Origin of the sequence: Metasolibacillus sp. FSL H7-0170 (assembly GCF_038593115.1) — a bacterium.
Classification (GTDB): domain Bacteria; phylum Bacillota; class Bacilli; order Bacillales_A; family Planococcaceae; genus Metasolibacillus; species Metasolibacillus fluoroglycofenilyticus.
In genome coordinates this window covers 1909786-1934372 of record NZ_CP151964.1, presented here as the reverse complement: position 1 = coordinate 1934372, position 24587 = coordinate 1909786, and the positions used below count along the sequence as shown (strand labels likewise).

The 24587-nt window shown below is 40.1% G+C and carries 18 protein-coding genes; 17 read left to right on the top strand and 1 reads right to left on the bottom strand.

Features of this window, described 5'->3' with window-relative positions:
• Nucleotides 1–112 precede the first annotated feature (112 nt).
• From MHH70_RS08975 to MHH70_RS08935, 9 genes are all read left to right on the top strand, one after another.
• On the top strand, nt 113–2425 hold the full coding sequence (locus MHH70_RS08975) for a heterodisulfide reductase-related iron-sulfur binding cluster (RefSeq protein WP_342473129.1): 2313 nt from the start codon (nt 113–115) through the stop codon (nt 2423–2425).
• Between the two features lie 588 nt (nt 2426–3013).
• Nucleotides 3014–4210 carry an acetyl-CoA C-acetyltransferase gene (locus MHH70_RS08970; RefSeq protein WP_342473127.1) on the top strand — a complete coding sequence of 399 codons (1197 nt, stop codon included), beginning with the start codon at nt 3014–3016 and terminating at the stop codon, nt 4208–4210.
• Entirely contained in the window at nt 4207–5055 is an 849-nt protein-coding gene (locus MHH70_RS08965) for a 3-hydroxybutyryl-CoA dehydrogenase (protein WP_066168197.1), read from the top strand. Before MHH70_RS08970 ends, MHH70_RS08965 begins: the two co-directional genes overlap by 4 nt.
• A gap of 12 nt (nt 5056–5067) precedes the next feature.
• The gene (locus tag MHH70_RS08960) at nt 5068–6204 is read left to right on the top strand and encodes an acyl-CoA dehydrogenase (RefSeq protein WP_107942025.1); all 1137 of its coding nucleotides are present in this window, start codon (nt 5068–5070) and stop codon (nt 6202–6204) included.
• A gap of 19 nt (nt 6205–6223) precedes the next feature.
• Entirely contained in the window at nt 6224–7360 is a 1137-nt protein-coding gene (locus tag MHH70_RS08955) for an acyl-CoA dehydrogenase (RefSeq protein ID WP_342473125.1), read from the top strand.
• Between the two features lie 3 nt (nt 7361–7363).
• Nucleotides 7364–7999 carry a TetR/AcrR family transcriptional regulator gene (locus tag MHH70_RS08950; RefSeq protein WP_066168203.1) on the top strand — a complete coding sequence of 212 codons (636 nt, stop codon included), beginning with the start codon at nt 7364–7366 and terminating at the stop codon, nt 7997–7999.
• Between the two features lie 102 nt (nt 8000–8101).
• The gene (icmF, locus tag MHH70_RS08945; RefSeq protein ID WP_066168204.1) at nt 8102–11341 is read left to right on the top strand and encodes a fused isobutyryl-CoA mutase/GTPase IcmF; all 3240 of its coding nucleotides are present in this window, start codon (nt 8102–8104) and stop codon (nt 11339–11341) included.
• Nucleotides 11342–11809: 468 nt separating this feature from the next.
• A complete protein-coding gene (gene rpoE, locus MHH70_RS08940) occupies nt 11810–12358 on the top strand; it encodes a DNA-directed RNA polymerase subunit delta (RefSeq protein WP_201261882.1) in 549 nt (182 codons plus the stop codon).
• Nucleotides 12359–12720: 362 nt separating this feature from the next.
• Nucleotides 12721–14322 (top strand): CTP synthase, encoded by a 1602-nt coding sequence (locus MHH70_RS08935; protein WP_066168211.1) that lies wholly within the window; start codon nt 12721–12723, stop codon nt 14320–14322.
• Between the two features lie 68 nt (nt 14323–14390).
• On the opposite strand, the gene MHH70_RS08930 is transcribed toward MHH70_RS08935, so the two are convergent.
• Complete coding sequence (locus MHH70_RS08930) at nt 14391–14951, bottom strand: DUF2529 family protein (RefSeq protein ID WP_342473124.1); 561 nt, start codon at nt 14949–14951, stop codon at nt 14391–14393.
• A gap of 344 nt (nt 14952–15295) precedes the next feature.
• On the opposite strand from MHH70_RS08930, the gene MHH70_RS08925 reads away from it, so the two are divergent.
• The 8 genes from MHH70_RS08925 to MHH70_RS08890 all read left to right on the top strand — a co-directional run bounded on the left by MHH70_RS08925 (nt 15296) and on the right by MHH70_RS08890 (nt 24586).
• Entirely contained in the window at nt 15296–15676 is a 381-nt protein-coding gene (locus MHH70_RS08925) for a response regulator (protein ID WP_235616042.1), read from the top strand.
• 123 nt (nt 15677–15799) lie between these two features.
• Nucleotides 15800–16654 (top strand): class II fructose-bisphosphate aldolase, encoded by an 855-nt coding sequence (locus MHH70_RS08920; RefSeq protein WP_066168216.1) that lies wholly within the window; start codon nt 15800–15802, stop codon nt 16652–16654.
• A gap of 254 nt (nt 16655–16908) precedes the next feature.
• On the top strand, nt 16909–17559 hold the full coding sequence (gene fsa / locus MHH70_RS08915; protein ID WP_066168218.1) for a fructose-6-phosphate aldolase: 651 nt from the start codon (nt 16909–16911) through the stop codon (nt 17557–17559).
• A gap of 30 nt (nt 17560–17589) precedes the next feature.
• The gene (locus tag MHH70_RS08910; protein ID WP_066168220.1) at nt 17590–18861 is read left to right on the top strand and encodes a UDP-N-acetylglucosamine 1-carboxyvinyltransferase; all 1272 of its coding nucleotides are present in this window, start codon (nt 17590–17592) and stop codon (nt 18859–18861) included.
• A gap of 63 nt (nt 18862–18924) precedes the next feature.
• Nucleotides 18925–19881 (top strand): class II fructose-bisphosphatase, encoded by a 957-nt coding sequence (gene glpX / locus MHH70_RS08905; protein ID WP_066168223.1) that lies wholly within the window; start codon nt 18925–18927, stop codon nt 19879–19881.
• A gap of 93 nt (nt 19882–19974) precedes the next feature.
• A complete protein-coding gene (gene rho / locus MHH70_RS08900) occupies nt 19975–21258 on the top strand; it encodes a transcription termination factor Rho (protein ID WP_066168225.1) in 1284 nt (427 codons plus the stop codon).
• A gap of 717 nt (nt 21259–21975) precedes the next feature.
• Nucleotides 21976–23541 carry an AraC family transcriptional regulator gene (locus tag MHH70_RS08895; protein ID WP_342473122.1) on the top strand — a complete coding sequence of 522 codons (1566 nt, stop codon included), beginning with the start codon at nt 21976–21978 and terminating at the stop codon, nt 23539–23541.
• A 97-nt stretch (nt 23542–23638) separates the two neighbouring features.
• On the top strand, nt 23639–24586 hold the full coding sequence (locus tag MHH70_RS08890; protein WP_342473121.1) for an ABC transporter substrate-binding protein: 948 nt from the start codon (nt 23639–23641) through the stop codon (nt 24584–24586).
• The last annotated feature ends 1 nt before the right edge of the window (nt 24587 follow it).

The window sequence follows — 24587 nt, the reverse complement described above, 5'->3', positions numbered from 1 at the left end:
AATGCTCATTCACAAATTACAATATGACTTATAGAAGATTACACTTTATAATAATAGGGGAAAGCACACAAAGGGGTTTGCTTAATATAGTAATTCATGAGGGGGAAAGACAATGAGCACATTGCTAATTGTGAATTGGATAGCGTTTATCGCAATAGTGCTGTATGGGGTTGGACTATTTGCATATTTACTAAAAACACGCTATGAATTTATTAAATTGGGGAAAAAAGAAGAATTTAATCAAAAAATGTCTGACCGAATTAGCGATATTGTAGAAAAGGTATTTGGGCAGTCCAAGCTATTAAAAGATAAAAAAATGGGGATTGTACACGTACTCTTTTTCTATGGCTTTTTACTTGTTCAGCTTGGGGCAATTGATTTAATTTGGAAAGGGCTAAAGCCTGAATCGCATTTACCGTTTGGTCCGCTTTATCCGTTCTTTACATTTTTCCAAGAAATTGTGGCATTAACAATTTTAGTGGCGGTTGTTATAGCGTTTTATCGTCGTTATGTGGAGAAGCTTGTTCGCTTAAAGCGCGGCTTAAAAAATGGACTTGTGTTAATTTTCATCGGTGGTTTAATGGTCTCGACACTAATTGCCAATGGGATGGGCTTAATTTGGCATGAGCATGGTTTAACAGGCTCAGAGCCAGTAGCATCAGCTATTGCCTTTATTTTTGGTTTCTTATCACCAAAAATTGCAGCAGCTATTTTCTATGTTGCGTGGTGGGTGCATTTACTTATTTTATTAACATTCTTAGTTTATGTACCACAATCAAAGCATTTCCATCTGATTACGAGTATTTTCAATGTTTTCTTAAACCGTCAAGAGCGTATGGGCACACTTCGTCCAATCGACTTTTCAGCGCTTGAAGAGGCAGAGGATGAAGAGGACATGCCGACGCTTGGTGTAGGGAAAATTCAAGATTTTACACAAAAACAATTAATCGACCTTTATGCATGTGTGGAATGTGGGCGCTGTACAAATATGTGTCCAGCAACAGGAACAGGAAAAATGCTGTCTCCAATGGACTTAATTGTCAAATTGCGTGACCATTTAACAAATACAGGTGCTATCGTAACGAAGCAAAAGCCATGGGTACCATACCAAATGTTCAAAAACACACAAGGTAACCAACTGGCTATGGCTGCAGGAGCAGAAGGTGCGGTTATTGAAAATATTTATAGCCCATCATTAATTGGTGATGTCATTACAGAAGAAGAAATTTGGGCTTGTACAACTTGCCGTAACTGTGAGGACCAATGTCCAGTTATGAACGAGCATGTTGACAAAATTATTGATTTACGTCGTTATTTAACGATGACAGAAGGAAAAGTAAATCCAGATGCACAGCGCGCGATGACGAATATCGAGCGTCAAGGAAATCCGTGGGGCTTAAACCGTAAAGAGAAAGAAAACTGGCGCGAGCTGGATTCGTCGATTTCGATTCCAACTGTTAAGGAATTGAAAAAATCGGGCGAGGAAATGGAATATTTATTCTGGGTAGGCTCAATGGGCTCATTCGACAATCGTTCTCAAAAAATTGCATTGGCGTTTGCGCGTTTAATGAATGAGGCAGGCGTGAAATTTGCGATTTTAGGTAATAAAGAGAAAAACTCAGGTGATACACCACGTCGCTTAGGAAACGAGTTTTTATTCCAAGAGCTAGCGACGGCTAATATTGATGAATTCGAGAAAAATGATGTTAAAAAAATCGTGACAATCGATCCGCACGCTTATAATATTTTCAAAAATGAGTATAAGGACTTTGGCTGGAATGGTGAGGTATTGCACCATACAGAGCTACTATACGATTTAATTCAACAAGGTCGATTGGTTATGAATCATAAAGTAGAGGAAACAATTGTTTTCCACGATTCTTGTTACTTAGGCAGATATAATGATGTTTATGACCCACCACGTGAAATTTTAAAAGGCATTGCAGGTGTGAAGCTTGTAGAAATGGAGCGTAACCGTGAAACAGGTATGTGCTGTGGCGCTGGTGGAGGCTTAATGTGGATGGAAGAGCATGTCGGCAATCGCATTAATGTTGCCCGCACAGAGCAGGCATTAGCGACGGATGCCTCTGTTATTTCCTCTGGCTGCCCTTACTGCTTAACGATGTTATCAGATGGCACAAAAGCAAAAGAAGTAGAAGATACAGTAGGTACATTTGACATCGCAGAAATTCTAGAACGTGCCGTTTTCGGTGATAAAGTAGTGGAGGCTCCTGTAGAGGAGGAAGTTGAAGTTCTTGCTGAAGAAGGGATTCCAGAGCCAATGACTGAACAGGTTGAAGCAGCTCCTGTTGAGGAGGTAGCATCAGAGCAAATAGATGCAGCTGTGGAACAAGTAGAATCTACTCAAGAGGTAGAATCTGAAGCTTCTGCTACGGAGGAAACACCGACAGAAAAAAGAGAATAGAAGTTCAAGCAAGCAGAAGAAGCCCTGAAAAAGCACAAGAAATCCATTTGATAAAAATGCCGATTTCTTGTGCTTTGAACTTCATTCAGCAATTTTTCTGCGAGGAGCACATGGTTTTGTAACGATTGCCAAATGCCAAGTACAGGTACAAAAGTATTTCCCTCATAGATGGTAAGATGAATACAAGCATTAGACTGATTTCCCATTAATTAAGAGGAACTCAGCCTAAGCCCACTGTACACTAAGGTAACGACTGAGTGACCAACATCATGTTGCTTAGACTTGCGGCGGATGTCACAGCGCGGGACGATTTTAGGTTAATTTTCATCAAACTACTTAAAAAAACAGGAAGCAATTACGTTGAGGTGTAATTGATTTCTATGGACAAAACAACTATTAATCGAGCGAATTGTTATTTTCAGACTAGAAAAATAAATTAATCTAAGCAAGCAAGTTTAAAAAAGCTTAAAACAGTGATTGAAAATTCACATTCTTTCTAGTAAAATTTGAACTAATAGCACAATTAAATATTTTTTTATACAATAACTGAGCGAGCGTTCAGTCGAAACTAAACAAGGGGTGTTTATTTTGAATAGAACAGTTATTTTAGATGGTGCACGTACGGCATTTGGTAAGTTTGGGGGAGGCTTATCGAGCTTGCAGGCGAGTGATTTAGGAGGGGCAGCTATAAAAGCTGCATTAGAAAGAGCGAATCTCGAACCTGAAAATGTTGGAGAGGTCATCATGGGAACAGTGTTGCAGGCAGGGCAAGGGCAAATTCCTTCCCGTCAAGCTGCAACGAAAGCTGGTATTCCATGGAATGTAAAAACGGAGACGGTCAATAAAGTGTGTGCATCGGGGATGCGAAGTGTGACGCTTGCAGATCAGCTAATTCGATTAGGGGACGAGGAAGTGATTGTTGCAGGTGGTATGGAGTCGATGTCGAATGCACCGTACTATTTACCAAAGGGACGCTTTGGTTTACGTATGGGAGATGGGCAGCTTGTAGATGGTATGGTATTTGACGGACTATCTTGTGCATTTGATCCACAGCGTGTACATATGGGGACATATGGTAATCAGACTGCGGATAGCTTTCAGATTACACGTGAGCAGCAGGATGAATGGGCATTACGTAGCCATCAGCTTACATTACAAGCGATGGAATCTGGTAAGCTGGCAGAGGAAATTGTAGCAATCGAAATTCCTCAGCGTAAAGGAGAGCCAGTCGTTGTGAAGACAGATGAAGCACCACGAGCTGGCACAACTTTGGAAGCGTTATCAGGATTGAAATCAGCGTTTAGCAAGGATGGTACGATTACAGCGGGGAATGCACCAGGAGTGAACGACGGAGCTTGTGCATTAGTATGTATGAGTGAGGAGCGAGCGCAGCGTGAAAATCGCAAGCCGCTTGCGACGATTATCGGACATGCGGAGGTTGGTGTAGCGCCACAGGATTTCCCGCAAACGCCAGGGCTTGTCATTCAAGCATTACTCAATAAAACAGGGAAGATATTAGCTGATATTGATTTATTTGAAATTAACGAGGCGTTCGCAGCAGTTGCACTCGTTAGCAATAAAATAGCTGGCTTAGATGAAAATAAAGTAAATGTAAATGGTGGTGCGGTTGCGTTTGGTCATCCAATAGGTGCAAGCGGTGCACGTATTATTTTAACTTTAGCTTATGAATTACGCCGTCGCGGTGGCGGTATCGGCATCGCAGCTATTTGTTCAGGTGGCGGTCAAGGGGATGCAATTATGATTGAAGTGGGGGCAGAAGCATGATTCAAAAGGTAATGGTAATCGGCGCAGGACAAATGGGCTCAGGAATTGCCCAAGTTTGTGCACAGGCTGGCTATACAGTTTTGCTAAATGATATTAAGCAGGAATTTTTTGAACGAGGCATAGGGGTAATTGCAAAAAATTTAACGCGTGATGTAGAAAAGGGACGTAAAACAGAGGAAGAAAAGCAAGAAATTTTAGCGCGTATTACGATGTCGCTAGATTTACAGGATGCAAGTAATGTGGATATCGTTATTGAAGCAGCAGTGGAAAATATGGAAATAAAACAATCAATTTTCAAACAGCTTGATACGATTGCGCCAAAGCATGCGATTTTAGCGACGAATACATCGAGCTTACCAATAACAGAAATTGCTGCTGTAACAACTCGACCAGAGCAAGTGATTGGTATGCATTTTATGAATCCGGTGCCTGTAATGAAGCTGGTAGAAATTATTCGCGGCCTGGCAACTGCTGATGAAGTTTATAAAGCAGTAGAGGAGATGACAGTCAAGTTAGCGAAAACCCCTGTAGAAGTAAATGACTTCCCAGGCTTTATTTCGAACCGTATTTTAATGCCGATGATTAATGAAGCAATTTATGCACTTTATGAAGGTGTTGCGACAAAGGAAGCCATTGATGATGTGATGAAGCTCGGCATGAATCACCCAATGGGGCCGTTAACATTGGCAGACTTTATTGGCTTAGACACATGTCTATACATTATGGAAATTTTACATGATGGCTTTGGTGATAGTAAGTATCGCCCTTGCCCATTGTTACGCAAATACGTAGCAGCAGGCTGGTTAGGTAAGAAATCAGGGCGCGGCTTTTACGTATACGACTAGGAGGAGTACACGATGGAATTACGTTTTACAGAAGAACAGCAAATGATGCGCGGCATGGTAAAGAACTTTGCAGAAAGTGAGATTGCACCATTTGTTGAACGAATGGAGGCTGGTGAATTTCCACGCGAGATTTTGAAGAAGATGGGCGAGCTTGGTTTAATGGGGATAACAGCACCTGAACAGTATGGCGGCTCAGAAATGGACTTTACATCATATATTATCGCTATTCATGAGCTATCGAAAGTCAGTGCAGTAGTAGGAGTTATTTTATCTGTACACACATCTGTCGGTACGAATCCAATTCTTTATTTTGGCAATGACACACAGAAGGAAAAGTATGTGTCAAAGCTAGCCACAGGAGAATATTTAGGAGCCTTCTGTTTAACTGAGCCTGGTGCTGGTAGTGATGCAGGCTCATTAAAGTCACGTGCTGTTAAAGAGGGAGACCATTATGTTATTAATGGCTCGAAAGTATTTATTACAAACGGCGGAGAAGCGGATGTTTATATTGTCTTTGCTAATACAAAGCCAGAGCTTGGCTCACGCGGTATTTCAGCGTTTATCGTAGAGAAGGATACACCTGGTTTAATTATTGGTAAGGATGAGCAAAAAATGGGCTTACATGGCTCACGCACAGTACAGCTGACATTTGAAAATATGCTAGTGCCAGCAGACAATTTGTTAGGGAACGAAGGGGAAGGTTTCAAAATCGCGATGGCAAACTTAGATGCAGGTCGCATTGGGATTGCGGCGCAGGCATTAGGCATTGCAGAAGCAGCTTTGGAGGCAGCGACAGCGTATGCTAAGGAACGTGTACAGTTTGGCAAGCCAATCGCCGCACAGCAAGGTGTAGGCTTTAAGCTAGCGGATATGGCGACGGCGGTAGAGGCGGCGAAGCTTCTTGTTTATCAGGCTGCAAATTTACGCTCGCAGGGCATGGCATGTGGAAAGGAAGCATCTATGGCGAAACTATTTGCCTCTAAAACAGCAGTTCAAGTAGCAATTGATGCGGTGCAAGTGTTTGGAGGCTACGGTTATACAGAGGATTATCCAGTGGAACGCTATTTCCGTGATGCTAAAGTAACGGAAATTTATGAGGGTACGAGTGAAATTCAGCGCATTGTTATTGGAAAAAACCTATTGAAATAAATACAAGGGGGATTAAGAAATGAATTTTCAATTAACAGAGGAACATGAGCAATTACGTGAAATGATTCGAGATTTTGCTATAAATGAAGTAGCTCCGAGTGCGGCAGAGCGCGATGAACATGAGACGTTTGACCGCGCGATTTTTGATAAAATGGCGGAGTTAGGTTTAACGGGTATTCCATGGCCAGAGGAGTATGGTGGTGCAGGTTTTGATTATCTTGCATACTGTATCGCAGTAGAGGAGCTTTCGCGCGTATGTGCATCAACAGGCGTAACATTATCAGCACATACGTCATTAGCAGGCTGGCCAATTTATAAATATGGTTCAGAGGAGCAAAAGCAAAAATATCTTCGCCCAATGGCAGAAGGTAAAAAAATCGGCGCATACGGCTTAACAGAGCCAGGCTCAGGCTCTGATGCAGGCGGTATGAAAACTTATGCAACATTAGATGGTGACCACTATGTGCTAAATGGTTCGAAAATCTTTATTACAAACGGTGGGATTGCAGACATTTATGTTGTTTTTGCTGTAACTGACCCAGAGGCGAAGCATGGGACAACAGCATTTATTGTAGAAGCAGATATGCCGGGCTTCTCTGTAGGGAAAAAAGAGAAAAAGTTAGGTATTCGTTCATCGCCAACAACGGAAATCATCTTTGATAATTGCCGTGTACCAAAGGAAAATGTGCTAGGTGAAGTCGGACAAGGCTTTATTATCGCGATGAAAACATTAGATGGTGGACGCAACGGAATTGCTGCACAAGCGGTTGGTATTGCACAAGGCGCATTAGATGCAGCGGTAGAATACGCGAAGGAACGGGTGCAATTTGGCAAGCCGATTGCAGCGAATCAAGGCGTTTCATTTAAACTTGCAGATATGGCAACAGCGGTTGAAGCATCGCGTTTATTAACATATCAGGCAGCTTGGCTGGAGTCGAATGATTTACCATACGGCCAAGCATCAGCGATGGCAAAATTAATGGCAGGCGATACAGCGATGGACGTGACAACGGAGGCAGTGCAAATTTTTGGAGGCTACGGCTATACAAAAGATTATCCTGTAGAGCGCTTTATGCGCGATGCAAAAATTACGCAGATTTACGAAGGCACACAAGAAATTCAACGCCTTGTAATTTCGCGTAATTTAACGAAGTGATATATGGCTAAGAGCAAGGAAAAACTGCAAGTTGAGACGTCTGTAAAAGATGCGCAATTAATCGAATTTCGCCGCCAACAAATTATTAATGCAGCGATTGTGCTATTTAAAGAAAAGGGCTTTCATCGAGCGACGACACGTGAAATTGCTAAAGTAGCGGGCTTTAGTATTGGTACATTATATGAATATGTACGCACGAAGGAAGATGTGCTGTACTTGCTATGTGACAGCATTTACCACGAAGTAAAGCAGCGACTTGATCGTTTCCCACAGCATTCGGGCACAATTGATGAGCTAAAAGAAGCGATTAAGCAGTACTTTTTATTAATTGATAGCATGACAGATGCATTCACAATTATGTATCAAGAATCAAAGTCATTATCGAAAGAGGCGCTGCATTACGTTTTAAATAAAGAATTGGAAATGGTTGCACTCTTTCAAAATATACTGAAAAATTGTGCTGAACAAGAAGTCTTGCGCCTCTCAGAGCAGGAGCTATTTTTAGCAGCGAACCATATCGTTATACAAGGGCAAAGCTGGGCATTTCGAAAGTGGGCCTTGCATAAGCATTGTACAGTCGATGAGTTTATTGCATACCAAACGAATACATTGTTATTTGGTATTATGCGCAAGCAGTAGGAAAAAATTTTAGCTAAAATTAGCGCAAATTGCATACGTAGCCGCTATGCAATTTGCGCTTTTACTATAAGGGGCAAAAAGCAAGCGAAAGGGGAAAGAGCAATGGGAAAAGTAGAGGTATACCGTGCGCAGCATCATGTACGCTTCGTGACGGCATCTAGTTTATTTGATGGGCATGATGCATCGATTAATATTATGCGCCGCATTTTACAATCAAGTGGTGTGGAAGTGATTCATTTAGGACATAACCGCTCTGTTGAAGAGGTTGTGAATGCAGCTATTCAAGAGGATGCACAAGGAATCGCTATTTCAAGCTATCAAGGCGGGCATATGGAATATTTCAAATATATGTACGACCTTTTGCGAGAGAAAGGTGCACCACATATTAAAATTTATGGTGGCGGTGGTGGCGTTATTTTACCGCGTGAAATTAAAGAACTACATGAATACGGCATCGCAGGTATTTTCTCACCAGAGGATGGGCGTGTACTTGGCTTGCAGGGGATGATTAATCGTCAAATTGAGGGGACAGATTTTTCGACATTGCAAGGCGATTATTTAGAAAAACTCCATCAGCTTTCAACGGATACACCTGAAATTTTAGCAAATTTAATTACGGCTGCGGAAATTGGTGGTGAAGGTGTTCAGCCTTTATTGCAAGAGGCACGTACTAAATCGAAAAATACGCCTGTTCTCGGGATTACAGGTACTGGTGGGGCAGGTAAATCCTCTTTAACAGATGAGCTTATTCGTCGTTTCTTGCAAGAATTTCCAGATAAAAAAATCGCTATTATTTCGGTGGACCCAACGAAGCAAAAAACGGGTGGCGCATTACTAGGGGACCGTATTCGTATGAATGCAATTTTCAACAATCGTGTGTATATGCGCAGCTTAGCAACGCGAGACTCACATACGGAGCTATCTGCTTCAATTGGTGATGTACTCGATGTTGTAAAAGTAGCTGGCTATGATTTAATCGTTGTTGAAACAAGTGGTATCGGTCAGGGTGACGCTGAAATTACGAAGCATACAGATTTGTCCATGTATGTGATGACGAGCGAATTTGGTGCACCGACACAGCTTGAAAAAATTGATATGATTGATTTTGCTGATATTATTGCAATTAATAAATTTGAGCGTAAAGGCTCCGAGGATGCGCTGCGTCAAGTGCAAAAGCAGTATCAACGCTCACGTGAACTATGGACTGCTAATTTAGATGATATGCCTGTTTATGGAACGATTGCTAGTCAATTTAACGATAAAGGAACAAACTCTCTATTTGCAGCACTTGTAAAAACAATTAATGAAAAGTTTGAACTAGATTGGGAAACAGCTTATGAGCAATCTATAAAAACACAAAAGCAAGATGTGATTATTCCAAATGAGCGACGCTATTATTTACGTGAAATTACAGATGCAGTGCGTGGTTATCATAAAAAAGCCGAACAGCAAGTGGAATTTGCTCGCAAATTATATCAGCTGGAGGGAACAAGGCAGCAGCTTGCTGCATCAGAGGAAGCATTAATTGCATCAATTGATACATTAATAGAAGCTGTCAAAAATGAATTATCCGCTGAATCCAAGCGAATTTTAGCGAACTGGGCAGCTTTAAAAGAGGCGTATGCTGGTGAAGAGCTTGTAACGAAAGTGCGTGACAAGGAAATTCGTACAGTTTTGCGAACGACATCTTTATCAGGTACAAAAATTCCGAAAGTTGCCTTGCCGAAATTTGTAGACTACGGTGAAATTTTACGTTGGGTCTATGCGGAAAATGTACCGGGCGAATTCCCATATACAGCAGGAGTATTCCCGTTTAAACGTGAAGGGGAAGACCCGAAGCGTCAATTTGCTGGAGAGGGGACGCCAGAGCGCACAAATAAACGCTTCCACTATTTATCAAAGGACGATGATGCTAAGCGTTTATCAACGGCATTTGACTCGGTAACGTTATACGGCGAGGACCCACATATAAGACCTGATATTTACGGTAAAGTTGGGGAATCAGGCGTCAGCATTTGTACTTTAGATGATATGAAAAAGCTGTATGCAGGCTTTGACTTATGTGCACCTTCCACATCTGTATCAATGACAATTAATGGACCAGCGCCAATTATTTTAGCGATGTTTATGAATACAGCAATTGACCAGCAGGTAAAAAAGCATGAGGAGGAGCTAGGGCGTGTCCTCACAGTGGAAGAATTTGCTGAAGTGCGTGCAAAAACGCTTCAGGTCGTGCGTGGCACAGTGCAAGCTGATATTTTAAAGGAAGACCAAGGTCAAAATACATGTATTTTCTCTACGGAATTTGCGCTGCGCATGATGGGCGATATTCAGCAATATTTTATTGACCATAAAGTGCGCAATTACTACTCGGTATCAATTTCGGGCTATCATATTGCGGAGGCAGGGGCAAATCCAATTTCACAGCTTGCCTTTACATTAGCAAATGGCTTTACTTATGTGGAATATTATTTAAGCCGAGGCATGCATATCGATGATTTTGCACCAAATTTGAGCTTCTTCTTCTCGAACGGTTTAGACCCTGAATATACGGTAATTGGTCGCGTTGCACGCCGTATTTGGGCAATTGTAATGCGCGATAAATATGGCGCTAACGAGCGTTCGCAAAAGCTGAAATACCATATTCAAACATCAGGTCGTAGCTTACATGCACAGGAAATTGATTTCAATGATATTCGTACAACATTGCAGGCATTAATGGCACTGCAGGACAATTGTAATTCATTGCACACGAATGCCTATGACGAAGCGATTACAACACCGACTGAGGAATCTGTGCGACGCGCGATGGCCATTCAAATGATTATTACGAAAGAACACGGCTTATCGAAAAACGAAAATCCCCTACAAGGAGCCTTTATCGTGGAGGAGTTAACGGATTTAGTAGAGCAGGCTGTTCTAGAGGAATTTGACCGTATGAATGACCGTGGCGGTGTACTTGGGGCAATGGAAACGCAATATCAGCGTGGAAAGATTCAAGAAGAGTCCATGTACTATGAGCATTTGAAGCATTCTGGAGAGTTACCGATTATCGGTGTTAATACGTATCTAAATCCAAATCCACCTTCAGCAGAGCAAATTGACAGCATGGAAATTGCACGTGCAACGCAGGAGGAAAAGGATTTACAAATTGCGAACTTAGAAGCATTTAAGGCACGTCATGCAAACGAAGCAGATGAAGCAATCAAACGCTTAAAGCACGCAGCTGTGACAGGTGGCAATATTTTTGCACAATTAATGGATACTGTGCAAGTTGCAAGCTTAGGCCAAATTACGAAAGCGCTTTATGAAGTGGGCGGACAATACCGTCGTAATATGTAAATTGACTGGGGCTGTTTGGAAAGCAATTGCTTTCTGAGCGGCCCAATTTACACCTCCGATGTTAAAATTGAAAAAATTTCGAAAATGCAAATATAATAATATATTGAAGTGCTATAATTGCAGTATACTGAAGTAAGATGAATGAGACCAAAAAGGGCGGGTGGCAAAATGAAAAGCTTTCTAACATTTATGGTTATTATAACGGGCTTATTTGCCACCTTTGTATTGTACAATAGACAAATGGCCTCGATTCCTTTACTGCTTTTATCAGCATTTTTCTTTTACATAGGTGCGAAAGAGGTTGCAAAAATAAAAAATAGAAAATGAAGCTAGCATAGTTACGCTATGTTTGTATATAATGGATAACATGATTTGAAAAATTGGACTAAAATAGTTTCTAAAGGCATAATTAACTTTCAGGATCATGCCAAAACTAAATAAACGTAAAAAGAAAGGACGTGCACGATTTTGAACCTTCGTGAAATGACAAAAGAACAATTAGCTGAAGAATCACTAATCGACTTAGCATACGCAATTTTAGAAGAAAGAAAATCACCACTATTATTCGCCGATTTATTAAAAGAAATTCAAGTGTATAATGGTCTATCAGATGCTGAAATGAAAACACGCTTAATACAATTTTATACAGATATGAACATAGATGGTCGCTTCTTATTAAACCATGAAAATGGCTGGGGCTTACGCATTTGGTATAAGATTGAAACAATTGAAGAGGAAACTGCTCCAACAGTTAAAGTACGTAAGAAGAAGTCGAAGCAAGTAGAAGATGAGGATGAAGAAATTGAAGACCTCGATGAGGAAGATATCGGCTTTGAAGAAGACTTCGACGAGTTCGTAGAAGAAGAGGAAGAAATTGAAGAAGAGCTAATCGATTTTGATGATGAAGAAATCGAAGATATCGACGCTGAAATCGACGAGGACTTAATTGAGGAAGAAGATGAATTCCTTATCGATGAGGAAGAAGAATTAGAGGAAGATGAAGAGAACGAAGAGTAATTCTTCTTTTGACATGGCTCGTAATGGAAAGATTCCTAATCGTTAATACGAGATAAATTAAAATGTCATAAGCAAAAGTTCTTGACTTCTTTTCCGCTTCCATATAATCTTTTAATTGGGCTCCTTAAAAAAGGAGATTGACCGGATAAGTAACACGCTCCCCCTGCAAAATAAATGCAGGAGGAGCGTTTTTTGTTGTTGCTAACATACCCACAAAACTTGATTACCTATGATTAACTTCATTCAATGTACTGAAAGGTAGAAACCTCCCATTTCTACAAATGGTGAGATGAAGTTAAAACCTTCAGTAGATATGAAGGGGGGTAATTCAAGTTTTTCATAATTAGAAGGAGGAATACAAAATGACAAAGTATATTTTCGTAACAGGCGGCGTTGTATCTTCATTAGGAAAAGGAATCGTAGCGGCATCATTAGGTCGCATATTAAAAAATCGTGGATTGGAAGTAACGATTCAAAAATTCGACCCATACTTAAATATCGACCCAGGCACGATGAGCCCATACCAGCACGGAGAAGTTTTCGTAACAGACGATGGTGCTGAGGCTGACTTAGACTTAGGGCATTATGAGCGCTTTATCGATATCAACCTTGGCAAACACTCAACGGTTACGTCAGGTAAAGTATATCAATCTGTTTTAAATAAAGAACGACGTGGCGATTATAACGGTGGCACTGTTCAGGTAATTCCTCATGTAACAAATGAAATTAAAGAACGCATTCAACGTGCGGGTCGCGAAACTTCGGCAGACGTTGTGATTACAGAAATTGGCGGTACTGTAGGAGACTTTGAATCGCTTTCATTTCTAGAGGCAATACGCCAAATGCGTACAAACTTAGGACATAATAATGTTATGTACGTTCACTGTACATTGATGCCGTACATTAAAGCGGCGGGCGAAATGAAAACAAAGCCAACTCAACACTCTGTGAAAGAATTGCGCTCATTAGGTATTCAGCCAAACATTATCGTCTTGCGTACAGAGCAGCCTGTACCGCAAGAAATGAAGGAAAAAATTGCACTATTTTGTGACGTTCGACCATCAGATATTATTGAATCACGTGATGCAGAGCATTTATACGAAGTACCACTAAATTTATTGGCACAAGGCTTTGACCAAATTGTATTAGACCATTTTGGTATTGAAGCGCCAAAAGCAGATATGGAAGATTGGAAAGAGCTTGTTCATAAAGTGAAAAATTTAGGGAATAAAACTCGCATTGCTTTAGTAGGAAAATACGTAGAGCTTCAAGATGCCTATATTTCTGTAGTTGAAGCATTAAAGCATGCCGGCTATGTATATGACTCGGATATTGAAATTGATTGGATTAATGCCGAGGAAGTAACGGCTGCGAATGTAGAGCAAATATTAAATAAAGCGGATGGTATTTTAGTACCGGGTGGCTTTGGTGATCGTGGTATTGAAGGGAAAATCGAAGCAATTCGCTATGCGCGTGAAAATGATGTTCCATTTTTAGGTATTTGCTTAGGGATGCAGCTTGCGACAATTGAATTCGCACGCAATAAAATGGGCTTAGAAGGTGCGAATTCTACAGAATTAGATAAAGAAACAAAATATCCGATTATCGATTTCCTAGCAGACCAATCCGAGGATACAGATTTAGGCGGTACTTTACGTTTAGGCTTATATCCATGTAAGCTAAGGGAGGGTTCAGTAGCACGCCATGCCTACAATGATGAAGAATTAGTTTATGAGCGCCATCGTCACCGTTATGAATTCAACAATGAATTCCGTGAGGCGATGGAGGCGGAAGGTATTGTCTTTTCAGGTGTTTCACCAGATAATAAGCTAGTGGAAATTATCGAGCTTCCAGACAAAAAGTTCTTTGTAGCTGCACAATTCCACCCAGAGCTCATTTCACGTCCGCAACGTCCACAACCGCTATTCCGTGAGTTTGTTGGTGCGGCATTTAACAATAAATAAGTAAGAAAAGGCTGTTAGGAGAGTAGGTATACACCAATACTTCCTAACAGCCTCTTCTATTTTTCGAATTAACCAAAAGGCGACTGAATTTCATCGTCTGCCTCATCATCCACTGCAAGCATTTCGTCATAAGACAGCTTAATTGCCTCATAGACGAAAAGCGCGACTAGTAAATGTGGCATTACAATACGTGCCCCAAGCTTTGTTGGATGAGGCAAAATGGCTCCACGTAAATTTAGGGAGACGTAAGTATAAGCGAGCTCGCTTAACTTATTATTATCATCTGCACATTCACTAGCAATTGCTGCAAAAGGAATAAACGCATCATATAGCTGCTCTGCTAATGCAAGAGCTTGCGCATCGTTAGCATGTCGAGTAAAAATACATACTCGGTCGGCTTCAGTAATAACTGCATCGTCTGTCCATAAAGCCATTTTTGTCATTGGTTCGGCTGAAAGTTGCGCATTTTGTGCTACCCCCTGCATTTCACCAAAACAGGCAAAATAGACAGTTCCTTGCCCGATAGCAGCTTGTGCTAATAGGCGAGCTGTTTCCTCGATGGCATCCTCTTCGTTTTGTTGAATTTTTTGCAATACACCTGTTAGTTGTGTTGTTAAAATTTTCGACATAAATACACCTCTCCATCATTATAATTTTCACTAAAATAAAATGCAAAAATGCAAATTATATTGCTGATTATGAATCTCACTACAAAAAAAGGAAATTAATCTCATGGAACTATTGATTTATTTCGATATATGTAATAAATTACTAACATAAGGTAATTGTTCAAATTTTAGATATTTAACTTCTTTCAATGGATGTCACAGATTTTGAAGGGAGGCAAGCCCGATGCATGTCAGTTAATCGTTGGCACGTGTCGTAATAATTTTAGGAAATAATTTACTAACAAGCTCGGAAAAATCTGGATTAGAATTAACCAAAGTGTGATTGATGAATAAAGGGGGATGCTATTGTGGCAAAAATACTTATTGTAGACGATCAACAAGGGATTCGACTATTGTTAAACGAAGTTTTCAAAAAAGAGGGATATGAAACGTATTTAGCGTCAAATGGAATTGAAGCATTAAATATATTTAAAAATGAAGAAATTGATTGCGTCTTGCTTGATATGAAAATTCCCGGCATGAATGGAATTGAAATATTACGTGAATTACGTGCGCAAAGCGATGTAATAAATGTTGTTATGATGACAGCCTACGGTGAGCAACAACTAATTGATGAGGCATTTCAACTAGGAGCAACAAAGTATTTTACCAAACCATTTAATATTTTTGAAGTGCGCGATGCAGTCAATGAAATACTAAATAACCGTAAAAATGAAGGTGTTTGAAATAACTTTTCAGACCCCTTCATTTTTGTTATGATAAGGATATGCGTTTATCTAGATTCAGCGAAGGCTCATTTGGAGTCAAAATAAACAATAACTGATCAACTATCCGAGGAGGATTTAATCATGGCATTAGTTTCGATGAAAGAAATGTTAATTAAAGCAAAAGCAGAAGGTTACGCAGTAGGACAGTTCAATATTAATAACTTAGAATTCACACAAGCCATTTTACAAGCTGCACAAGAAGAAAATTCACCAGTTATTTTAGGTGTATCGGAAGGTGCCGGGAAATATATGGGTGGCTTTATTGCGGTTGTTCATATGGTAAAAGGTTTAATCGAATCCTATAAGATTACAGTACCTGTGGCAATTCATTTAGACCACGGCTCGAGCTTTGAAAAATGTAAAGAGGCAATCGATGCAGGCTTTACTTCTGTTATGATTGATGCTTCTCACCATCCATTCGATGAAAATGTGAGTACAACTAAGGCTGTTGTGGAGTATGCGCATGCAAAAGGCGTATCTGTTGAAGCGGAGCTTGGCACAGTTGGTGGGGAAGAAGATGGCGTCATCGGTGGTATTATTTATGCAGATCCAGCCGAATGTAAGCGACTAGTTGAAGCAACGAATATTGATTGCTTAGCACCAGCATTAGGCTCTGTGCATGGACCATACAAAGGAGAGCCAAATTTAGGTTTTACTGAAATGGAGGAAATCTCTAAATTAGCAGACCTTCCATTAGTATTACACGGTGGAACAGGTATCCCAACAAAGGATATTCAACGTTCTATTTCATTAGGTACAGCGAAAATTAACGTCAATACAGAAAATCAAATTGCGGCAACAAAAGCAATTCGTGAAGTGCTAGCAAATGATACAAAAGTATATGACCCACGTAAATATTTAACACCTGCACGTGAAGCAATTAAAACAACAGTAGTTGGGAAAATGCGTGAATTCGGCAGCTCTCAAAAAGCATAAAATGCAATTGCAATCAGTGGGTGGGTCCTCATCCTCCACTGATTGTTAGTTTTCATCAATCATTCAGGTTATTTATCGTCCATTTGAACTGTTTTTCAGCAAATATAGGACCACTTGCCTGTATATGCGAGATAAATCATCCAAAAAATTTGGAAACAATGAATTATTCGCAGGAGAAGTGTCAGATTATTAAGCTTGACCTTCTCTTCATTTTTTGTTTGAAGTGAAATTGTTATTTAGGAGGATATTATAAAATGAAATTTTTTATTGATACAGCAAACTTTGAAGAAATCAAAGAAGCCTACTCATGGGGGATTTTATCTGGTGTTACGACAAACCCATCGCTAGTAGCAAAGGAGCCAGGTGTTAACTTCCATGATCGCCTAAAGGAAATCGCAGAGCTTGTTGACGGCTCAGTTTCTGGTGAGGTTATTTCTTTAGATGCTGAAGGAATGATTAGAGAAGGCGAGGAGCTAGCTGCAATTCATCCAAATATTACAGTGAAGCTACCAATGACGCCAGAAGGTTTAAAGGCATGTAAACATTTCTCTGAAAAAGGTATTAAAACAAACGTAACGCTTATTTTCAGCGCCAATCAAGCTTTAATGGCTGCCCGCGCAGGTGCAACTTACGTCTCTCCATTTCTAGGTCGTTTAGATGATATCGGACATAATGGTGTAGAGTTAATTTCTACAATTGCAGATATTTTCACGATACACGATATTAAAACAGAAATCATTGCTGCATCAATCCGTCACCCACAGCATATTACAGACGCAGCTCTAGCTGGTGCTCATATCTCAACAACACCATTTAAAGTATTACAGCAATTATTCAACCATCCATTAACAGATAAAGGAATTGAAGGGTTTTTAGCGGACTGGTCAAAGCGCCAAGGACAATAAAAAACACTTTCACTTTGAGGGAGATTCGTTATGGATGTTTATAAAATCACAGGACAACGACGTTTAAAAGGTACAGTGAAAGTTAGTGGAGCCAAAAATAGTGCAGTTGCTTTAATTCCGGCATCAATCCTAGCGAGTTCCTCCGTCACAATTGAAGGAATCCCTGCAATTTCAGACGCATGGACATTGAAAGCTTTACTAGAAGAAATTGGTGGGGAAGTGTCATTCGAGGACGGGCAAATGACAGTTGACCCAAGCAAGATGACAGCAATGCCACTGCCAAATGGCAATGTGAAAAAGCTACGTGCCTCATACTATATGATGGGCGCAATGCTAGGTCGCTTTAAAAAAGCAGTTATTGGCTTACCTGGAGGCTGTTTCTTAGGACCACGCCCAATTGACCAGCATATTAAAGGCTTTGAGGCATTAGGTGCAACAGTGTCAAATGAGCATGGTGCAATTTATTTACGTGCTGACGAATTGATAGGTGCGAAAATTTATTTAGACGTAGCAAGTGTAGGTGCAACTATTAATATTATGCTTGCCGCTGTTCGCGCAAAAGGACGCACAGTTATTGAGAATGCTGCGAAAGAACCAGAAATTATCGACGTTGCCACATTGTTAACAAATATGGGTGCGAAAATTAAAGGTGCAGGTACGAGCGTGATTCGCATTGATGGTGTAGAGGACTTACATGGTACAAATCATACGATTATTCCCGACCGTATTGAAGCCTCTACCTTTACGATTATGGCGGCAGCTATTGGTGATGGTGTCACAATTGATAACGTCATCCCATTGCATTTAGAGTCATTAGTAGCTAAATTAAGGGAAATGGGCGTTAAAGTAGAAATAGGAGAAGAAAGTATTTTTATACCAAAGCAAACAACTGATTTAACTGCTGTCGATATAAAAACACTTGTTTATCCTGGTATTGCCACAGATATTCAGCAGCCTTTATCTGTGCTACTAACACAAGCAAATGGCTCTTCAAAAGTAACGGATACAATCTATTCTGCAAGATTTAAGCATATTGACGAGCTGCGTAGAATGAATGCAAATGCACGAGTTGAGGGCAATACAGCAATTATTCAAGGGCCTACACAATTGCAAGGCTCAACTGTCACTGCCACAGATTTACGTGCGGGTGCAGCATTAGTATTAGCTGGATTAATTGCAGAAGGCGAAACAGAAATTCACGACATTTACCATATCGAGCGGGGTTACGGTGGATTGATTGAAAAACTTTGTGCACTTGGAGCGGAAATTCACCGTGAAACAATTGTACATACAAGCAAATAATTGACTGTTTACAATCGACGAAAAAGAAACCGTGAAGGTATGATAGCAGGAGGAAAAGGAAACATGGAACGCAGTTTATCAATGGAAGTAGTACGAGTAACAGAAGCAGCAGCGATTGCCTCTGCGAAATGGATGGGACGAGGCGAAAAAGTAGCTGCCGATGATGCAGCTACAACGGCGATGCGTACGATGTTCGATACAATTCCAATGCACGCGACAGTAGTAATTGGGGAAGGCGAAATGGACGAAGCGCCAATGCTTTATATTGGCGAAGAGCTTGGATTACGCAACGGTGGTCCAGAGGTTGACATCGCTGTAGACCCATTAGAGGGTACGAATATTATTGCTAAAGGAGCAAACGGCGCAATGACAGTGTTAGCAATTGCAGACCGGGGTAACTTGCTCAATGCACCAGATATGTATATGGATAAAATTGCTGTTGGCCCCGAGGCTGCGGGTAAAATTGATATTAATGCTTCTGTCACATATAATTTATTACAAGTTGCCAAAGCAAAAAATAAAAATGTCTCCGATGTTGTGGCTACATTACTGGATCGACCACGCCATCAAGCGATTGTCGATGAAATTCGTGAGGCAGGAGCGCGCATTAAGTTTATTCAAGATGGGGATGTAGGCGCAGCAATTAATACAGCATTCGATGAGACAGGTATCGATATTATGTTTGGTATCGGTGGCGCACCAGAAGGTGTCATCTCAGCAGTTGCGTTGAAATGCTTAGGTGGCGATTTCCAAGCGAAACTTGTACCTGAAAATGAAGAACAGTTAGAACGTTGTAATAAAATGGGCATTGATGTGAATAAAGTATTGTATATGGACGATTTAGTAAAAGGTGATGATGCTATTTTTGCAGCAACGGCTGTAACAGACTGTGAGCTTTTACGAGGCGTTCAATACAAAGGAGCATATGCCTTAACACATTCAGTTGTAATGCGTGCTAAATCGGGAACTGTACGATTTATTGAAGGTCGTCACAGCATTGAGAAAAAACCAACGTATTAAGCTTCTCTACGATAGGGCTGAGTTGAATCAGCCCTGCTCTTCTTAAGAACAATTCTCCGACAAGTAAAATTTTAAAAAGACTGGGGTCATCATATGACAGCTCTTACAATTGGGCAATTAGAAAATATGACATTAAAAGAGCTTTACGCTCTTGCACGAGATTATAAAATTTCATATTATAGCAAATTAACAAAAAAAGAATTAATTTTTGCGATTTTAAAAACACGTTCCGAGCAGGAAGGCTTCTTCTTTATGGAAGGGGTACTTGAAATTGTATCGCAGGAAGGCTTTGGATTTTTACGTCCAATCAACTACTCACCTTCTAAAGAAGACATATATATTTCTGCCTCGCAAATTCGACGTTTTGATTTACGTAATGGTGATAAAGTTTCAGGGAAGGTACGTCCACCAAAAGAAAATGAGCGCTATTATGGCTTATTACAGGTAGATGCAGTAAATGGTGAAGACCCTGAAGTTGCAAAAGAGCGAGTGCATTTCCCTGCCTTAACACCACTTTATCCAGACCGTCAAATTAAACTAGAAACAACATCTAAAAAATTATCTACACGTATCATGGATTTAATTGCACCGGTAGGATTTGGCCAGCGCGGTTTAATTGTCGCGCCACCGAAAGCAGGGAAGACATCTTTATTAAAGGAAATTGCAAATGCGATTACGACAAATTACCCTGAGGCAGAGTTAATCGTATTATTAATCGATGAGCGACCTGAAGAGGTAACAGATATTGAGCGTTCCGTAAAAGCGGACGTTGTTTCCTCGACATTCGATGAAGTACCTGAAAATCATGTCAAGGTAGCGGAAATCGTACTAGAGCGTGCGCGTCGTTTAGTAGAGCATAAACGTGATGTAATTATTTTAATGGACTCTATTACTCGTCTAGCGCGCGCTTATAACTTAGTTATTCCACCAAGTGGACGTACATTATCAGGCGGTATTGATCCTGCCGCATTCCATCGCCCAAAACGCTTCTTCGGCTCAGCCCGTAATATTGAAGAGGGTGGAAGTTTAACAATTTTAGCAACAGCTTTAGTTGATACAGGAAGCCGTATGGATGAAGTTATTTATGAGGAGTTTAAAGGTACAGGGAACTTAGAGCTGCATTTAGACCGAGCTTTAGCAGAGCGTCGAATTTTCCCTGCTTTAGATATTCGCCGCTCGGGTACGCGAAAAGAGGAATTGCTTATTCCAAAAGAGCAGCTAGATAAACTATGGGCAATTCGCAAAACATTTAGTGATGCACCAGACTTTGCTGAAAAGTTTTTACGCAAGTTGCGCACAACGGAAACAAACGAGGAATTTTTCGACAAGCTCAATGAGGACATGAAAAAAGCAACGAATGGTAAAGGGTTATTATAGGTGATAAACCTTTTGCAATAAGCTGATTTTCACTGAATGGTGCAATTTCCCACACTTCGTATGATAAGCACGCTAGTGTGCTTGAATTTTTGATAGAAGGGAACAGCGCATCGAATACTTGATAGATTATGAACAGCAGATAAAGCTCGTAGCCTTAAGCACGAGAAAAATCTGCTGTTTTTCTTGTAGTTAGACGAAATTCAGTTACTTTGATAGGGGCTGTCCCAAAAAGCCGTGCATAGCCGGCTTTTGGGACAGTAGCGATAATTTTTTACAAAAGTGTTGACTCATATAAATACGGAAGGTCTCATTTGCAAGTGTGACGAACACTCGCTTTAGCAGTGTTTCTCTTCGTAAAAGAGAAGCGATGAAAACTTTTATTTCAATGCATCGTCAAAACAAAATGGACTTTCTCCTATTAACGTAGGCGTGTTGATTATGTAAATGCCTCCTATTGATTGGCGTGTTTTTAGGGAGAAATACTTTACACTTGTTGATTGAAGTAGAGGATGGCGAGTGCTCCTAGTGGCTACTCGTCGCAAAGTAAACTTTCCAGCAGAAAGAGTGCGAGCTGTAAATCCATTTATTTCGGTATTTGCCGAAATAAATTAGTTGAAGCCGCACCTGCAACGGAAAACGATGATTTTTAGGTATTATCTGTAAAATAAAGGATAATCAACAAGCCTGCTATTAACGATAAAAGAAAGGGGAATGGCGTTGTTTCATTTTCTTGATATTGAAGTGTTGAATAGCAAATTGAAACGATATGAACAGCAAAATCTTGAAAGTAACTACATATTGCTTGTCACAAAGGGAGAGGTCAATGTTACTAAAGATGACAAACAATATTACTTAACTAAAAATAGCATGTATATTTGCTCTAAGCAGAAACATCTTGCACTTCAGATAGATTTAGAGAATGTTGTCACTGCTTATCTTATTCGCTTTGACATGCATGAAAAGGAGCAAAACATTATACCTGTAAAGGAAGCAGGTGAAAAAATCTATTTAGCACAAACAGGAGAAATTATTGAACTATGCAACCGACTTGTCTGGCTCTCGAAAAGTCCAATAAAAGAAGACCAACTGCTTGGACAAGCCAATTTTTATATGCTGCTACATGCTATTGTAAAAAATCGTATATCTTCAGATAAAAATTTACTAGGTATGCTAGAAAAAACAAAGCAACATATACAATATCATTTTCATGAATCCATTCAAGTGAAGGATTTAGCCCAAATGATGAATATAAGCTCTAAGTATTATATGGAGCTATTTAGAAAACAATTTGGTCTTAGCGCTACCCAATATTTAACGAAAGTGAGAATTGAAGCATCGAAATGGCTGCTGATAAAAGAGAATAAAACGCTTCGGGAAATAGCTAGTGAGGTAGGCTATAAAGATGAATTTTATTTCAGCAGAAGATTTAAGCAAGAAGTTGGGGTTTCCCCCTCGTTATTTATGAAAAGTCGTAGAAAGAATATCGTTGTGTTAGATAGCTCCTTTTTTGGTTTACTTGCACCTTTACACTATATTCCAGTTGCAGCACCTCTTCACCCCACATGGCGATTTTATTATTATAAGGAGTTCGGCAATCATGTAGTGACTCATTTAGTTGTCGGTAGAACACCTCCTATTTTAAATGAAAATATTATGCTGCTACAGCGAAAAAATATTCAATACGACCTCATACTCTGTTTAGATAATATCAACGAGGAACAGCTCACTTCATTGCAAAAGCTAGGTCATGTATATCAATTAGCATGGACTCGTTTATCATGGCGAGAACAATTATTAGAAGTGGCTCGGCTTTTAGATGCGGAAAATGAAGCAAATAATTGGCTAATTGAATATGAGCAGGCTGTGCAAAAGGCTGTAGCCTGCCTAGAAACAACTTATCATGAGCAAACCTTTTTATTTTTATTAGTGATGGGCAATAAATGTTATCAGTATCAGGATCGTAGCATTCAAGAGGTTTTGTTGGGGGATTTAGGATTACGACTTGCAAATACATTAACGGGCGGGGAAAAGCAATCTGTTACGGTGGGGCAGTTAGCGAAAATAAATCCAGACGTTATAATGGTTCTTGTTTATGAAGATGAGGAATCTATGCAAACATGGAGTGAACTGCAAGTGGATGAAACATGGCTTGAATTGAAGTCTGTACGCAATCGAAATGTATATAGGCTGACACATTTCCCGTGGCGTGATTATGCACCTTTACCACATTATCTCATGGTGAAGGAAATAGAAAAACGGTTAACCTCCAAAAGTTCATCATAACAACCTCCTTTTCTACATGGACGAGAGGGAACTATTTATTTATCATTGATAATAGTTCTCATTCTCATTGGGGCTAAGTGTAGAGGAGGCGTTCTTGATGAAGAAAACAATGATTATATTGAGTATTTTCATGTTTATTTTTGTATTATCAGCATGTAAAGAAAAGCAGCAGGGCTCTAGTTTACAAAACGAGGAACAAACAAAAACAATTACTTATTTAAACGATGACTATATAATTCCAGCCAAACCGCAAAAAATTATTTTCTTAAATGCTTTTGAGTCAATAGAGGATGCAATTGTTTTAGGGGTTGAGCCATATGCAGCAAGTGCAATTGGGGATGAGGAAGAGCCTTTTCCTAGCTTTTTTGGGGAAACAACAACCAATACAATTCCACTCCTAGAAACAAGTGGTGACAGCTTGGAATATATTTTGAAGCTAGCGCCAGATTTAATTATTAGTACGGATATGGAAGACCCTAAAATTTTAGAACAGCTAGAGAAAATTGCTCCAGTAATTCCAACATCGCATTATGGACCAGACTGGCAGGCGAATCTTGAAATGCTTGCAGAGGTGACGGGAAAAACAGAGAAAGCGAAAGCACTTATTGAAAACTATCATCAAGATAAGCGAGAAGCAGTTAGCTATTTAAGCTCTTTCCAAGAGAAAGATGTAATGGCAATCCGTGTTAGGGGTGGCGAGATGATGGTTTATCCTGAAGATGTCTTCCTGAACGATGTACTGTACGGCGAATTAAATCTCCGAGTACCAAAAAGCATTCAACAAGTAAATCAGCAAACAGTGATTTCGTTAGAAGGTCTTTATCAGGCTAATCCAGATTACATTTTTATTCAATATGATTTATATGAAAATGATATGGATGGAAGTATACTAGATGAGCTGCAGCAGAGTGAGGTGTGGAAAGGGCTAAAGGCAGTTCAAAGCAATCAAGTATTTGTTAACAAGATTGACCCACTCGTTATGGGGGGCGGTACATTAAATGGTCGAATCCGCATTTTAGAAGCGGCAATGCAAACGATAAAGTAAA